14 protein-coding genes are annotated in these 15,493 nt (G+C 73.5%); 13 read left to right on the top strand and 1 reads right to left on the bottom strand.

Annotation, left to right across the window (positions count from 1 at the left end):
* Positions 1-95: 95 nt before the first annotated feature.
* A complete protein-coding gene (locus ABT118_RS19645) occupies positions 96-698 on the top strand; it encodes a phosphoribosylanthranilate isomerase (RefSeq protein WP_350670040.1) in 603 nt (200 codons plus the stop codon).
* Positions 699-789: 91 nt separating this feature from the next.
* Here the strand turns inward: ABT118_RS19645 and pdxR are convergent, their stop codons facing one another.
* Positions 790-2,271, bottom strand: a complete 1,482-nt coding sequence (gene pdxR, locus ABT118_RS19640) for a MocR-like pyridoxine biosynthesis transcription factor PdxR (protein ID WP_502884602.1) — start codon at positions 2,269-2,271, stop codon at positions 790-792.
* Between the two features lie 264 nt (positions 2,272-2,535).
* Here pdxR and ABT118_RS19630 point away from each other — a divergent pair, with 264 nt between their 5' ends.
* The 12 genes from ABT118_RS19630 (at position 2,536) to ABT118_RS19575 (ending at position 15,277) form a co-directional block, all read left to right on the top strand.
* Positions 2,536-3,900, top strand: a complete 1,365-nt coding sequence (locus ABT118_RS19630; protein WP_350670039.1) for a nucleotide sugar dehydrogenase — start codon at positions 2,536-2,538, stop codon at positions 3,898-3,900.
* A complete protein-coding gene (gene trpD / locus ABT118_RS19625; RefSeq protein WP_350670038.1) occupies positions 3,900-4,910 on the top strand; it encodes an anthranilate phosphoribosyltransferase in 1,011 nt (336 codons plus the stop codon). Before ABT118_RS19630 ends, trpD begins: the two co-directional genes overlap by 1 nt.
* Before the next feature lie 76 nt (positions 4,911-4,986).
* Positions 4,987-5,778 (top strand): indole-3-glycerol phosphate synthase TrpC, encoded by a 792-nt coding sequence (locus tag ABT118_RS19620; protein ID WP_350670037.1) that lies wholly within the window; start codon positions 4,987-4,989, stop codon positions 5,776-5,778.
* Entirely contained in the window at positions 5,775-6,971 is a 1,197-nt protein-coding gene (gene trpB, locus ABT118_RS19615) for a tryptophan synthase subunit beta (protein WP_350670036.1), read from the top strand. The genes ABT118_RS19620 and trpB overlap by 4 nt, the downstream gene beginning before the upstream one ends.
* On the top strand, positions 6,958-7,758 hold the full coding sequence (trpA, locus tag ABT118_RS19610) for a tryptophan synthase subunit alpha (protein WP_350670035.1): 801 nt from the start codon (positions 6,958-6,960) through the stop codon (positions 7,756-7,758). Before trpB ends, trpA begins: the two co-directional genes overlap by 14 nt.
* Complete coding sequence (locus tag ABT118_RS19605; RefSeq protein WP_350670034.1) at positions 7,755-8,897, top strand: DegT/DnrJ/EryC1/StrS family aminotransferase; 1,143 nt, start codon at positions 7,755-7,757, stop codon at positions 8,895-8,897. Before trpA ends, ABT118_RS19605 begins: the two co-directional genes overlap by 4 nt.
* The gene (locus tag ABT118_RS19600; protein WP_350670033.1) at positions 8,894-10,018 is read left to right on the top strand and encodes a DegT/DnrJ/EryC1/StrS family aminotransferase; all 1,125 of its coding nucleotides are present in this window, start codon (positions 8,894-8,896) and stop codon (positions 10,016-10,018) included. The genes ABT118_RS19605 and ABT118_RS19600 overlap by 4 nt, the downstream gene beginning before the upstream one ends.
* Complete coding sequence (locus ABT118_RS19595; protein ID WP_350670032.1) at positions 10,015-10,881, top strand: sugar phosphate isomerase/epimerase family protein; 867 nt, start codon at positions 10,015-10,017, stop codon at positions 10,879-10,881. The genes ABT118_RS19600 and ABT118_RS19595 overlap by 4 nt, the downstream gene beginning before the upstream one ends.
* Positions 10,874-12,178 (top strand): M20/M25/M40 family metallo-hydrolase, encoded by a 1,305-nt coding sequence (locus ABT118_RS19590; protein ID WP_350670031.1) that lies wholly within the window; start codon positions 10,874-10,876, stop codon positions 12,176-12,178. Before ABT118_RS19595 ends, ABT118_RS19590 begins: the two co-directional genes overlap by 8 nt.
* A complete protein-coding gene (locus tag ABT118_RS19585; protein WP_350670030.1) occupies positions 12,175-13,287 on the top strand; it encodes an Ldh family oxidoreductase in 1,113 nt (370 codons plus the stop codon). The genes ABT118_RS19590 and ABT118_RS19585 overlap by 4 nt, the downstream gene beginning before the upstream one ends.
* Complete coding sequence (locus tag ABT118_RS19580; RefSeq protein WP_350670029.1) at positions 13,284-14,594, top strand: Gfo/Idh/MocA family protein; 1,311 nt, start codon at positions 13,284-13,286, stop codon at positions 14,592-14,594. The genes ABT118_RS19585 and ABT118_RS19580 overlap by 4 nt, the downstream gene beginning before the upstream one ends.
* Positions 14,591-15,277, top strand: a complete 687-nt coding sequence (locus ABT118_RS19575; protein ID WP_350670028.1) for a phenylalanine--tRNA ligase beta subunit-related protein — start codon at positions 14,591-14,593, stop codon at positions 15,275-15,277. Before ABT118_RS19580 ends, ABT118_RS19575 begins: the two co-directional genes overlap by 4 nt.
* The last annotated feature ends 216 nt before the right edge of the window (positions 15,278-15,493 follow it).

Below are 15,493 nucleotides of genomic sequence, written 5' to 3'. Positions count from 1 at the left end.
GCGACATGCCCGGCCACTTCCGGTCCGGTCGGCCGGACCACTTGACCGACAGCCGTCAATGACCAGCAGTCAGCGATCGAGGAGAGACCAGCCAAGTGTTCGTCAAGATCTGCGGTCTGAGCACCGCACCGGACGTAGCCGCCGCGGTCGCGGCCGGTGCCGACGCCATCGGCTTCGTCCTCACGCCCAGCCCGCGCCGGATCGAGCCCGAGCAGGCCCGGCTGCTCGCCGAGCAGGTGCCCGCCGGGGTGCTCACCGTGGCGGTGTTCACCGACGAGGCGCCGGAGGTGGTCCGGCAGGCGGCGACGGCGGCCGGGGTCGGTGCCGTCCAGCTGCACGGCGACCACCCGCCCGCCGCCTTCGCCGCGCTGCGGGACCTGGGGCTGAAGCTGGTCCGGGCCACCTCGGCGGCGGCCGCCGCGGGCGCGGCCTGCGGCGACTTCGGCGAGGACCTGCTGATCCTGGACTCGCCGGTGCCCGGCTCGGGCGAGGCGTGGGACTGGGCGGAGCTGGGTGCCAACCCGCCGAGCGGGTCGTGGATGCTGGCCGGCGGGCTCAACCCGGCCAACGTGGCCGCGGCGGTCGCGGCGGCCCGGCCGTGGGGCGTCGACGTCTCCAGCGGGGTGGAGGTGCGGCGCGGGGTCAAGGACCCGGCGCTGATCGAGGAGTTCGTCCGCCGGGCCAAGGCCGCGGGCTGACACCGGAGGGCCGCCCCCGGCAGGGGGCGGCCCTCCGCGCTCCGGCACTCCGACGGCCCAGCACTCCGACGCTCCGGCGCGACGGCCCGGCTCAGACCGCGCAGATCCGGGCGTCGGCCCGGCCCTTGGCCCGGCTCCGGGTCGGCGGGGCGCTCAACGAGCGTCCCCGGGCGGCGCGTTGCTCGTCCACCGCGTCCCGGATCGCGTACATCGACTCGGAGATCCCGGCCAACGGCAGGGTCGAGTAGCCGACCACCAGGGCCGGCGGCCGCTCCCCCGGGGCGAACTGGTACCTGGAACCGCCGTGCACCAGCACCGACCTGGCCAGGGCCGCCTCCACCAGGGCCGACTCGTTGATGTCGGGCGGGAGTTGGAGGTAGGCGTGCAGGCCGGCCGAGGAGCCGGTGACCCGGGCCTGCGGCAGGTGCAGCTCCACCGCCTGGGTGAACGCCTCGCGCCGGGAGCGGTAGCGCGACCTGACCCGGCGCAGATGGCGGTCCAGCATGCCGCTGGTGATCAGCTCGGCGAACGCGCACTGGGTGATGCCGTCCGAACCGAGGTCGTGCCGGGAGCGGATCCGGCTGAGCATCGCCGCCAGGTGCGGCGGGATCACCAGCCAGCCCAGCCGCAGCCCCGGCACCAGGGTCTTGCTCGCGGTGCCCGCGTAGACCACCTGGTCCGGCGCCATGCCCTGGAGGGCGGACGGCCGGCTCCGGCGGTCGAACCAGAACTCGCCGTCGTAGTCGTCCTCGATGATCAGGCCGTCCACGTCCTGCGCCCAGCGGATCAGCGCCCGGCGGCGCTGGGCCGACATGGTCACGCCGGTGGGGTACTGGTGCGCGGGCGTCACCAGGACCGCGCGGGCGCCGGTGGCGGCCAGGTGCGCGACGTCGACCCCCTCCCGGTCCACCCGGACCGGCACCGAGTGCATGCCGCACTCCTCGATGAACCTGCGCTGGCCGTTGTGGCCCGGGTCCTCGATCGCCAGCTTGCGGATGCCGAGTTTGGGCAGCGCCTCGCACAGCAGCGAGAGGCCCTGGGCGAACCCGGCCGTCACCATCACGGTCTCCGCGCTCCCGCGCACCCCGCGCACCCGGCCGAGGTAGCCGGCCAGGGCGTCGCAGAGCGCGGGCAGGCCGGCCACCGGCGGGTAGTCCAGCTCGTCCCGTCCGGCCGCGGCCAGCACCGTCCGGTAACAGGCGAGCCACTCGATGCGCGGGAAATTGGTGACATTCACCCGTCCGGTACGAAGATCCCAGGTCACCGGCATGATCGGGTCGATCTCACGGAGCGTTTGGGAATTCGTTGAAGTCTCACCATTCGGGCGATCGGCCACCCTGGTGCCCGAGCCCTGGAGGCAGGTCAGATATCCCTCGGCGGTGAGCTGTTCGTATGCCTCGACCGCCACACTGCGGGAAACCCCCAGGTCACTGGCGAGCTGACGGGTAGACGGGAGACGGGTTCCGGGGTGCAGGATCCGCTCGACAATGCGGCATCGGATGGCTTCCTGGATTTGTCGGGTCAGTGAATCGCTGGACTCGCGATCGACCTCGATGGAAATGTGCCAGCTCATTGTCGGTCCCTCCCCTGGGCATCGAACGAGTGTCCCACACAAGTTCCACACGGCAATAAATTCGATCGTCCACGGAAACCAATCGTGGACCATCACGGATCAATCACCCAAGGCCGGATATCCGCCCCAAAACGGGCTCGGGGTCCAAGGTCAGCTGGTCCGTTCCGGGAGCGCCCGAGTGGTCTGGGTGTGTGTCAGGTCGAGCTGGTCGACTTGGGACCACCGCACACACCGAGCCGCTAGCTGGACTGAGGGATCGAAGACATGACGAGCTTGTCTGGTCACGCTCTCGCCGTCGCGAGTACGGATATCGCGACGTCGGAGTCGGCCGAGGCCACCGCCGAGGACTTCACGTCGAAGGTGGCCGCCCGCACCCTGAAGGTCGGGATCGTCGGGCTGGGTTACACCGGCCTGCCCCTGGCGCTGGGCTTCGCCACCGCGGGGTTCCTCGTCGCCGGGGTCGACATCGACACCGTCAAGGTGGACTCCGTGAACCGCTCGGAGTCCTACCTGCCCGACCTCACCGACATCGAACTGCAGGACGTCGCAGAGAAGTTGACCGCCTTCGCGGACCCTGCGGCGCTGTACGACGCGGACGCCGTGGTGATCTGCGTCCCGACCCCGGTCACCCCCGAGCAGACCGCCGACCTGGCCTACGTGGACGCCGCGGTGGAGAGCCTGCTGCCGTACCTGCGGGCCGGCAGCCTGGTGGTCCTGCAGTCCACCGTCCCGACCGGGACCACCGCGGGCATCGCCCGCACCATCGAGGAGCGCACCGGCCTGGTGCCGGGCCGCGACCTGCACCTGGCCACCGCCCCCGAGCGGGTCGACCCGGCCAACACCAACGGCTGGACCCTGCTGAACACCCCGAAGCTGGTCGGCGGCGTGGGCCCGGAGTCCACCCGCCGCGCCACGCTGCTGTTCGAGCAGATCTGCCGCACCGTGGTGCCGGTCTCCAGCCCCGCCGTGGCCGAGCTGTCGAAGGTGTACGAGAACACCTTCCGCCTGGTCAACATCGCGCTCTCGCTGGAGATGTCCGACCTCTGCCACGCCCTGGGACTGCCGGTGCGCGAGGTGATCGACGCCGCCGCGACCAAGCCGTTCGGCTTCCTGCCGCACTACCCGGGCCCCGGGGTGGGCGGCGAGTGCATCCCGGTGGACCCGCTGTTCCTGAGCCAGCAGGCCCGCCGCGAGGGCCTGGTGCTGGACCTGGTGGAGACCGCCCACCGGCGGATCACCGACCGGCCGCAGCAGGTGGTCGCCCGGATCCGGGAGCTGCTGGCCGAGCGCGGCCGGGCCACGGCCGGCGCCAAGGTCCTGCTGGTGGGCGTCAGTTACAAGCCCGGCGTGTCCGACCTGCGCAACGCCCCGGCCCTGGACATCATCCGCGGCCTGCGCGAGCTCGACGCCACCATCGGCTACTTCGACCCGATGGTGCCCGAGCTGGAGCTCGACGGGCAGCCGGTCGAGTCGGTCGGCTGGACCCGGGAGGAGCTGGCCGCGCAGGACTGCGTGGTCCTGGTGACCCCGCACGGCCGGGTCCTCGGCGACGCCCTCTGGGAGGCTGCGCCGCTGGTCCTGGACACCCGCAACGAGCTGGCCCGGACCGGAAACGTCGAGGTGCTCTGATGGCTCCGGCCACCGTGCTCACCGCCTCCACCAGACAGCTGGTGCTCGGCCGGGAGCTGGACGCGGACTCCGCCTTCGCCGCGGTCTCCGCCCTGCTGGACGCGACCGCCGACCCGCTGGACATCGCCACCTTCCTGACCGCGATGTCCGCCAAGCGCCCGTCCGCGACCGAACTGGCCGCCACCGTACGGGTGATCCTGGCCGCCGCCCGGCCGGTGGACTGGCACGGCACCGCCGTCGACGTGGTCGGCAGCGGCGGCGACGGCAGCGACTCGGTCAACATCTCCACCGTCGCGGGCCTGCTGGCCGCCTCGGCCGGGGCCACCGTCGCCAAGGCGGGCAACCGGGCCGCCACCAGCCGCTGCGGCAGTGCCGACGTGCTGGAGGAGCTCGGCGTGCCGCTCGGGCCGGTGGAGCTGGTGCCCGGGCTGCTGGACCGGCACCGGTTCGCCTTCCTGTTCTCCCCCGCCGTGCACCCGGTGATCGGCCGGCTGGCGCCGATCCGGCGCCGGCTCGGCTTCCGCACCCTGTTCAACCTGGCCGGTCCGCTGGCCAACCCGGTCCGGCTGCACGGCCGGCTGATCGGCGCCGCCGACCGCAGGGACCAGGACGTGATGGCCGAGGCCGCCGCCGAACTGGGCCTGGACCGGACCTGGATCGTGCACGGGCACGGCGGCCTGGACGAGTTGACCACCACCGGGCCCAACCGGGTGCTGGCCGTGGACGGCGGCCGGGTGCACGAGCGCGTGCTCGACCCCGCCGACCTCGACCTGCGGCCCGCCGACGCGGACGACCTGCGCGGCGGCGACACCGCCGCCAACGCGGACGCCGCCCGGGCCGTCCTGGCCGGCACCGCCCCGGCCCCCGTGCTGGACACCTGCCACTACAACGCGGCCGTGGTCCTGCACCTGGCCGGCCTGGCCCCGGACCTGGCCACCGGCCTCGCCCTGTCCCGCGCCGCGGTCGCCTCCGGCGCCGCGACCGAGCTGCTGCTCGCCCTCGGTTCGTAGCGGCCCTCACCTCCGGCCGCCGCAGACCGCCTCCCGTCCCGCACAGATCCGCAAAGACAGAGAGTGAGCCGTACCCGTGCACCTCGACGAGATCGTCGCGCGCAAGCGCGAGGACTGGAGCCGGATCACCGGCGTCCCGTCCCTGGGCGCCGAACGCCCCCAACCCGCCGTGCCCGGCACCTTCGCGGCCGCGATCACCGGCCCCGAGGTGTCGGTGATCGCGGAGGTCAAGCCCAAGTCGCCGTCCAAGGGCCAACTGCTGCCGCTGGACCGCGCGGTGGAGCAGGCCAGGACGTACGCGGCGGCCGGGGCCTCGGCCGTCTCGGTGCTCGCCGACACCGCCTTCTTCGGCGGCTCGCCCGAGCTGGTGGCCGAGATCGCGACCGACGCCGCGGTGACCGTCCCGGTCATGTACAAGGACTTCCTGGTGGACACCCGGCAGGTCGAACTCGCTTACGCCACCGGTGCGGACGCGGTGCTGCTGATCGTCCGCGCGGTGGACGACGTGCTGCTGAAGGACCTGATCCAGACCGCGACCGGGCTCGGCCTGGACGCGCTGGTGGAGACCTTCACCGCCGAGGAGATCGACCGGGCGCTGGCCGCCGGGGCGGGCATCGTCGGCATCAACAACCGCGACCTGCAGACCTTCGCGGTCGACCTGGAGAACTCGGCTCGGCTGCGGGCCCGGATCCCGGCCGGCGTGCTGACGGTCAGTGAGAGCGGCATCGGCAGCCGGGCCGACCTCACCCGGGTGGCCGGGCACGGCTTCGACGCCGCGCTGATCGGCGAGAACCTGCTGGGCGCGGCCGACACCGCGCAGGCCCTGGGCGAGCTGCTCGGCGTCCGGGTCGGGGAGGTGGCGGCATGACCGCGGGACGGTTCGGCGAGTACGGCGGCCAGTTCGTCGCCGAGACCCTGGTGGGTCCGCTGGAGGAGGTCTGGGACACCTATCTGAAGGCAAGCCAGGACCCGGACTTCCAGGCCGAGTTGGCGGACCTGCTGGCCACCTTCGTGGGCCGCCCGACCCCGCTCACCCGGCTGCGCCGGCTCGGCACCGAGCACGGGGTGACGATCTGGCTGAAGCGCGAGGACCTCACCCACACCGGGGCCCACAAGATCAACAACGCCATCGGGCAGGCGCTGCTGGCGCACCGGCTCGGCAAGCGCCGGATCATCGCCGAGACCGGCGCCGGCCAGCACGGCGTGGCCGTCGCGGCCGCCTGCGCGTACCTCGGCCTGGACGCCACCGTCTACATGGGCCGGGTGGACGCCGAGCGCCAACTCCCGAACCTGCAGCGGATGGAGCTGCTCGGCGCCGAGGTCAGGCTGGTGGACCAGGGCACCGCGACCCTCAAGGACGCGGTGAACGAGGCGATCCGGGACTGGATCACCCACCCCGACGACACCCACTACCTGCTCGGCTCGGTGGTCGGCCCGCACCCCTTCCCGAGCATCGTCCGGGACTTCCAGTCGGTGATCGGCACCGAGGCCCGCGAGCAGTTCCTCACCGCCACCGGGCAGCTGCCCGACGCGGTGATCGCCTGCGTCGGCGGCGGCTCCAACTCGATCGGCGTCTTCAGCGGCTTCCTGGCTGACGAGGTCCGGCTGATCGGGGTCCAGGCGGCCGGCGACGGCAGCGGACAACTCGGCCACCACGCCGCCCCGTTGCTCTACGGCGAGCCGGGCGTGCTGCAGGGCATGCGGACCTACCTGCTGCAGGACGACGACGGCCAGGTGCTGCTCACCCACAGCATCGCCCCCGGCCTGGACTACCCGGGCGCCGGGCCGCAGCACAGCCACCTCAAGGACACCGGCCGGGTCGAGTACCTGACCGCCACCGACGAGGAGGCGCTGGAGGCCTTCCAGCTGCTGGCCCGCGCCGAGGGCATCGTGCCCGCGCTGGAGTCCTCGCACGCGGTGGCCGCCGCCGTGCGGCTGGCCTCCGGCTTCGCCCCGGGGAGCCACCTGCTGGTGAACCTCTCCGGCCGTGGCGACAAGGACCTCACCTCGGCCATGACGGCCATCGGGCAGCGGAAGGAGCAGAGTGGTGGAGCGGCTTGAAAAGACCTTCGCCCGGCTCGCGGAGACCGGCGAGACGGCACTGGTGGCCTACCTGACGGGCGGGTACCCGAGCCTGGCGGAGACCGGCCCGCTGATCGAGGCGGTCTGCGCGGCGGGTGCCGACATCATCGAGCTGGGAGTGCCGTTCTCCGACCCGCTCGGGGACGGACCTGTGATCCAGTCGACCACCCAGGCCGCGCTGGAGCGCGGTGTCACCACCGCCGCCGTACTGGATATCGTCGCCGGTGCCCGGGAGAACGGCGTGGACGTCCCGATCATGCTGATGGGGTACTGCAACCCCTTCCTGCGCTACGGCCTGGAGCAGCTCTACGCGGACGCCGCAGCGGCCGGGGCGGACGGCTTCATCGTCCCCGACCTGCCCGCGCACGAGGCGGACGAGTGGCTGGCCGCGGCCGAGACGCACGACCTGGGCCAGGTGTTCTTCTCCGCCCCCGGCAGCAGCCCGGAGCGGCTGCAGCGGACCGCCGAGCGGTCCAGGGGCTTCCTCTACTCGCTGGCCGCCAACGGCGTCACCGGCGTCCGGGACGAGCTCGACCCGGGCATCGACGACTACCTCGACCGGGTCCGCGCCGCGGCCGGCACCCTGCCGGTCTGCGTCGGCTTCGGCATCTCCCGGCCCGAGCACGTCGCCGCGCTGCGCGGCCGGGCGACCGGCGTCATCGTGGGCAGCGCGCTGCTGCGGGCGATCGGGGACGCGGACACCCCGGCCCGGCGCATCCTGGCCGCCAGCGAGCTGGTCGGCGAGCTGAAGGCGGCCTGCCGATGAGCACCGACGCACCCGTCCCGTTCTTCACCGGGGCCGCCTCGATCCGGGCGGACTGGCCCGCACTGGAAGCCCGGCTGCGCACCGTGGCCGAGAGCGGCCGGTTCACCTTCGGGCCGCTCGGCCGGGAGCTGGAGCAGGCGATCGCCGAGCGCACCGGCGCCAAGCACGCCGTCGCGGTGGGCAACGGCACCGACGCCCTGGTGATCCTGCTCCGGGCGGCCGGGATCGGCCCCGGCGACGAGGTGATCGTCCCGGCGTACACCTTCTTCGCCACCGCCTCGGCGGTGCTGCACGTCGGCGCCGAGCCGGTGCTGGTGGACATCCTGCCCGGCAGCTACGCGATGGACCCGGCGGCGGCCCGGGCCGCGATCACCGCCCGGACCAGGGCGATCATGCCGGTGCACCTGTTCTCGCAGATGGCCGACATGCGGACGCTGCGCGAACTGGCGGACGAGCACGGCCTGTTGCTGCTAGAGGACAGTGCCGAGGGCATCGACATGGTGATGGGCGGCCGGCACGCCGGTCTGTGGGGCAAGGGCGGGGTGCTCTCGTTCTTCCCGACCAAGACCCTCGGCTCGCTCGGCGACGCCGGCATGGTGCTCACCGACGACGACGAGGTGGCCGCCCGGGCCCGCCGGCTGCGCAGCCACGGGCAGGAGGTGGACGGCAGTTACGAGTACCTGGAGCTGGGCTACAACAGCCGGCTGGACGAGATCCAGTCCGCCGTCCTGCTCACCCGGCTCGGGACGCTGAGCGCCGAGATCGAGCGGCGGGCCGAGCTGGCCGACCGCTACGACCGCCAACTGGCGGCGCTGGCACCGGTGGTGCAGATCCCGTGGTTCGCCGAGACGGCCGAGCCGGGCAACCCGGTGTACTACGTGTACCTGATCGAGAGCGACCGCCGGGACGAGCTGGTGGAGTTCCTCACCGCGCACGGGGTGGGCACCGAGGTGTACTACCCGCGCGCGCTCACCGAGCAGCCCGCGCTGGCCCAACTGCCGGGCGCACAGCACCCGGTACCGGTCGCGGTGGCGGCCAGCCGCCGCGCGGTCGGGCTGCCGATGTACCCGGACCTGACGGACCAGCAGGTCGACCGGGTGTGCGAGCTGATCCACCGGTTCCACAAGGAGACCCCGTGACCACCACCGTGTCCTACCACGACTGGGACAACCGCTACCGGGACTGGACCGAGGAGGTGCTCGACGCGGTCCGCCAGGTGGCCGACTCGGACGAGTTCATCCTCAAGTCCCGGGTGGCCGAGCTGGAGCGCCGGGTCGCCGAGCGGACCGGCGCCGCGCACGCGATCGCGGTGGCCAACGGCACCGGCGCGCTGACCGTGATCCTGGCCGCGCTCGGGATCGGCCCGGGCGACGAGGTGGTGACCCCCGCCTTCTCGTTCATCTCCACCGCCTCCACCGTCGCGCTGCGCGGTGCCAAGCCGGTCTTCGCGGACGTCGACGCCGACACCGCCTGCCTGGACCTGGCCGCCGCCGAGGCCGCCGTCACCGACCGGACCAGGGCGGTGCTGCCCGCGTACCTGTTCACCACCCACCCGGACATGACCGGCCTGGCCGAGCTGGCGGAGCGCCGCGGCGTCGCGCTGGTCGAGGACAGCGCGGTCGGCCTGGGCGCCACCGTGGACGGCCGCCAGGCCGGGCGGTTCGGCACCGCCGGGGTGTACTCGTTCTTCCCCGCCAAGCCGATCGGCGGCGCGGGCGACGCGGGCATGGTGGTCACGGACGACGACGACCTCGCCCGGGACATCCGGATGCTGCGCAACCACGGGCAGGACCTCGGGGTGCGCTTCCTGCACCACAAGGTCGGCTTCAACTGCCGGATGGACGAGATCACCGCGGCCTTCCTGCTCCAGCGGCTGCCGAAGCTGGACGGGTTCCTGACCGCCCGGCGGCAGATCGCCGAGGAGTACCAGGAGCGGCTGGCCCACCTGGCGCCGGACCTGCTCACCCCGCCGGACGGGTACGACCACCGGGCCGTCTACACCTACGTGGTGCGGGCGGCGCGGCGGGACGAACTGAAGGAGTTCCTGGCCGGCGAGGGCATCGAGACGGTGGTCTACTACCCGAAGCCGCTGCACCTGCAGCCCGCCTTCGCATACCTCGGCCACCGGCCGGGCGACTTCCCGGTCGCCGAGCAGCTCGCCCGCGAGGCGCTGGCGCTGCCGCTGCACCCGGACATGCGGCCCGGCGACGTGGCCCGGGTGGCCTCGGCCGTCGAGCGGTTCTACCGGGGTGCCCGGTGACCGGGGACGACACGGCGAACTGGCGGGACCGGTCCTGCGGGATCGGCGACGAGGCGGCCCCCGGGCTGACCGAACAGCTCGCCATCCACGCCGAACTCGGCCTGGGCGCGATCGAGTTGCGCACCGTCGACGGGCTCGGCCTGCACGAGCTGACCGAGCAGCGGCTGGCGGAGGTGGTGGCCGAGGTCGCCGCCTCCGGGCTGACGGTGCCGGCGGTCGACACCCCGATCGGCAACTGGTCCACCACCGTGGCCACCGACCCGGAGTCCGAGCTGGCCGTGCTGGCCGGCTCGGCCCGGGCCGCCCACGCGCTCGGCAGCCGCTGGCTGCGGGTGATGTCCTACCCCAACGACGGGCGCCCGGAGGCCGAGTGGGCCGCCGAGTCGCTGCGCCGGCTGGCGGTGCTGACCCGGGAGGCCGAGCGGCTGGACGTGGTGCTGCTGCACGAGAACTGCCAGGGCTGGGCCGGACAGGGCGCCGCCCAGACGCTCCGGCTGCTGGAGCACGTGGACAGCCCGGCGCTGCGGCTGGTCTTCGACATCGGCAACGGGCTGGCCTACGGCTACGAGCCGGTCGGCTACCTGTCCGAGGTGCTGCCCTGGGTGGACCACGTGCACGTCAAGGACGGCCACCGCACCCCCGCCGGCGCGGTGTTCACCCTGCCGGGCAAGGGCGAGATCGACGTGGCGGCCTGCGTCGGGCTGCTGGAGCGGTCCGGCTACCGGGGCCGGTACAGCCTGGAGCCGCATGTCGCCCATATCCCGCACCTGGCGGCCACCGCCGGGGCCGAGGAGCTGGCGGCGGGCTACCGGGCCTGCACCGAGAGCTTCCGGGACATCTGGGAGACGATCGGCCATGAGTGAACCCCTGCTCGCCGACGGCCCGTTCGGCCCGGCCGAACTGGAGTGGCTGCTCGACCTGATGGCCGTCCCCTCGGTCTCCCCGTTCGAGGGCGGCAAGGCCGAGCACACCGTGGACGCCCAGCGGGTCTTCCTGGACGGCGCCCTGGCGCGCGGCTTCGAGCAGGTGCTGTTCGGCAGCCCGGAGCCGTCCCTGCTGGACCGGGACGACGTCCCGGCACCGGTCCGCCGGGTCGGCCCCGGCTTCCTCGCCACCCAGCCCAGCGCGGTGGTGCGGATGGGCCGGGCCGCCGGTCCCGAGCGCCGACTGGTGGTCAACTTCCATGTCGACACGGTCGGTCCGCACATCGACCCGCGACTGGACGGCGGCGTGCTGTACGGGCGCGGCGCGGTGGACGACAAGGGCCCCGGCATCGCGGCCGCGGCCGGGATCGCGGCGGCCTTCGCGGCCGAGCCGTGGCTGGCCGGGGCCATCGAGGTCCAACTCGCCTCCGTACCGGGCGAGGAGGGCGGCGCGATGGGCACCTACGGCACCCGCTGGCTGGTCGAGCAGGGCCTGGTCGGACGGCTGATGCTGTTCGCCGAGCCGACCGGCGGACGGGTGATGGACGCCTGCACCGCCGCGATGACACCCCGGTTCAGCGTGACCGGTGCCGACTCCACCGACGACCACCCCGCCGGCGGGCACAACGCCACCGTGGCGCTGGGCTTCCTGGCCGACTTTCTGGCCCGGCGGCTCGGTCCGCGGGCGCACGAGCTCGGCGCCAAGCTCTGCGTGGCGGGCCTGCACACCGGCGACTCGCACAACCGGGTCTACGGCACCGGCGAGCTGCGGATGAACATCGCCTACCAGAGCGCCGACCAGGCCGCGGTGCTGGAGCGGGAGCTGGCCGGCCTGCTGCCGCGGGCCCGGGACGAGTTCGCCGCCGCGCACGCGGGCAACCCGCTCTCCGCCCGGCTGGTCGAGGACTGGGACCGGGTGGTCCGGTTCGACTGGCTCAAGCGCGGGCTGCCGGTGCTGGACAACCGCGACCCGGCGATGGAGGCGCTGCTCGCCGAGGCCGGCTTCCCCCGGCACGACGGGCTGGCCGACGGCTCCGCGTTCACCTGCGACGCCATCTGGGCCGGCGGCCCGGACCGCTACGTCGCGGTCTGCGGCCCCGGCGGCCTGGACACGCACGGCGCGCACACCCCCGGCGAGTTCCTCGAACTGGAGCAACTCGCCCGCTACGCACAGCAGATCAAGGACCTCGTGGTGCGATTCGGCACCCGTACCGCAGCACTGGAGGACAAGCGATGACCATCCGCATCCCGCTGGAGACCCTGCGCGCCTTCGCCCGGGAGGCGCTGGTGCGCTCGGGGCTGACCGAGGAGGCCGCGGCCACCGCCGCCGAGGTGGTCGTCTACGCCGACGAGCACGGCTTCACCACGCACGGCAGCAACGCGCTGGCCGGGATCTACTCGCCCCGCCTGCTGGACGGCCGGATCAACCCGGCCGCCGCCCCGCGCACCGTCGCCGAGACCGCCTCCAGCGCGGTGATCGACGGTGACGGCGGCCTCGGCCTGGTCACCACCACGCTGGCCACCGACCTGGCCGTGGCCAAGGCGAAGCAGACCGGCATCGCCATGGTGGCCGTCCGCAACAGCAGCCACTTCGGCAGCGCCGGGTACTACGCCCACCGCGCCACCGAGGCCGGTCTGATCGCCATCGCGATGACCAACTGCGGCGCCCAGGGCGTCGCCCCGCCGCTCGGCGGGCTGACCCGGATGCTCGGCACCAACCCGCTCGCGGTGGCCGCCCCGGCCCCCGGCGGCGCCCCGTTCGTGCTGGACATGAGCGCCACCACGGTCGCCACCGGGAAGATCCGGGCCGCCCAGCGCGAGGGCCGGTCCGTCCCCGAGGGCTGGCTGACCGCGCCTGACGGCACCCCGGTCACCGACCCGGACGCCTACTTCGACGGCAAGGCGGACGTCACCTGGCTCGGCGGCTCGGCCGCCACCGGCGGCGCCAAGGGCTACGGCCTGGCGATCCTGGTCGACCTGCTCTGCGGCCCGCTGGCGGGCGCCTCCTACGGCCCCACCCCGGACCTGCTGGAGAACGGCGAGGAGCGCCCGGACACCGACATCGGCCACACCGTGATAGCCATCGACCCGGCCGCCTTCGGTGCCGCCGAGTCCTTCGGCGCCGGAGCCCGCGAGCTGCTGGACACGGTCAGCGCCTGCCCGCCGGCCGTGCCGGGCGGGTACGTCACCTACCCGGGCGCCCCCGAGGCGGCCAAGGCGGCCGAGTCGCGCGCGAGCGGCGTGGCCCTGCCCGGCCACGTGGCGGCCCAACTGGTCGCGCTGGCCGAGCGGCTGGACCTGGCCACCCCGGTCGAGCTGCGCGGCGAGGCGGTGTCCGCCCGATGAGGATCGGCATCATCGGCCTCGGCGTGATCGCCCCGTACTTCCTCCGGGCGATCGAACAGGACGGCGAGCTCGACCTGACCGCCGCCTGCGACCTGGACCGGGCCAAGCTGGACCGGCTGCCGGACGGGCCCGAACTGTTCACCGACTACCGGGAACTGCTCGGCTCCGGCCTGGTGGACGGCGTGGTGATCACGCTGCCGAACCACCTGCACGCACCGGTGGTCGCGGCCGCGCTGGAGGCCGGGGTGGACGTCTGCTGCGAGAAGCCGCTCACCGTGCACAGCAGCGACGCGCGCGAGCTGGCGGCGGTCGCGGACCGGACCGGGCGGACGCTCTTCACCGCCTTCCACCGCCGCTACAACAGCCATGTCCAGCGCCTGGCCGCCGAGTTGCCCCCGCGCGAGCTGATCGAGCGGGTGGTCGGCCGCTACCACGAGAAGATCGAGGAGCACACCGGCGACGACCACTGGTACCTGGACCGGGACCGGTGCGGCGGCGGCTGCGTGATCGACAACGGACCGAACGCGCTGGACGCGCTGCGCCAGGTGGTCGGCGAACTGACCCTGACCGACGCCACCATCGGCGACGTCCGGGGCGGCGTGGAGTTCTACGCCGAGCTGGAGCTGCGCACCGAGGACGGCATCCCGGTCACGGTCGAGCTGGACTGGGCGCTGCCCACCGGCGAGACCAAGGACATCGTGGTCCACCTCAAGGACGGCAGCACGCTGGTGGCCGACATGCTCGCGGGCTACCAGGGCTTCAAGTCCTCGCTGGACCACGAGTACCAGGGCATCATGGCGGACTTCCGCGCGGCGGTGGCGGCCGGCCCGGGCCGGACCGACGACGGCCCGGTGGTGGTCGACCTGGTCGAGCAGGCGTACCGGATCGGCCGGAGCAAGGAGCGGCGGCTGCGGATGCCCGCCAAGCAGGACGTCTCCGCCAAGCTGGTCAAGCTGCTGTTCCACCGCCGGGACGACCGGGGCATGACGCAGTCGCCCTGGGCCACCCGGTGCATCCGGGCGGGCGAGGTGCACGAGCTGGTCACCACCACCGACCGGCCCACCGCCCCCGGCGACCGGGTGGACGCGGTCGGCTTCCTCGGCTTCGCCGAGTTCGCCACCGCCACCGTGCTCGAACAGGGCGACCAACTCTGGCTTGATGAGAGGCTGGTGGGGGAGGTCGTCGGCTTCGACGAGTGCCACTTCCCGAACCACTACAACGTCCTGATCCACACCGACCGGCTGCTCACCGCGGAGGACCTCGACCTCCGCGCGGGTGACCTGGTCGTCTTCAAGGAGCGCGCATGACGGAGACCACCGCCCCGCTGTCCACGGCCGCCCCGGCCCCGATCGCCGTGGACGCCCGGGCCGCCGAGGCCTTCCCCGGCGTCGAGGTGCTGGCCACCACCGCCGAGGTGACCGTCGACGGCCTGGCCGAGGCGGCCGACCGGCTCTGGCTGGCCCAGCACGCCGAGTGGCACGAGGCCTCCCGGGCCACCATCCGCAACCACCCCCGGGTGGCCGCGTACCGGCAGCTGTCCAAGCTGATCGGGGCCGACCCCGACCGGCAGCCGCCCTCGATCCAGGCCCTGATCGACCGCGGCCTGCGCGGCAAGCCGGCCGGCGCCTGGCCCCGGATCAACCCGGTGGTGGACGCGGTCAACGCGGCCGCCGTGACCGACCTGGCCGCGCTCGGCGTCTTCGACGCCGACAAGGTCACCGGCGAGGTCCGGCTGACGGTCAGCCAGGGCGGCGAGGCCTTCCTCGCGCTCGGCGCCGACCACACCGCGGAGCTCGACCCGGGCCGGCTGATCCTGGCCGACGGCGCCCGGGTGCTCTCGCTCTTCGCCCACCGCGACGGCATCCACCAGTCCGTCACCACCGCCACCACCCGGGTGGTGCTGCTCGGCTGCGTCGTGCCCGGCATCGACGCCGAGTCGGTGGCCGCGAGCCTGCTCCGGGCCGCCGCGCTGCTCTCCGGTCAGCACTGACCGGACGCCCGCCGAGGGGGTGCGCCGTCAATGACGGCGCACCCCTTTCGTGTTGCCTTTCGTGCGGGCTTTCGTGCTGCCTTTCCGCAACTGGTCTGTGCACACAAGTGCGAAGTGGTTTGGGCCCGCTGAGGCCCGAGGTGATGAAGTGTTCCTGAAACCGCAGGAGCGGGCCCACGGCGGCCGTCCTGTGCGGTATCAGCCACAACGGGGGAT

Origin of the sequence: Kitasatospora sp. NPDC002040 (assembly GCF_040296785.1) — a bacterium.
Lineage (GTDB): Bacteria > Actinomycetota > Actinomycetes > Streptomycetales > Streptomycetaceae > Kitasatospora.
The sequence above is the reverse complement of the archived record's forward strand: the minus strand, read 5'-3'. Positions and strand labels throughout refer to the sequence as shown.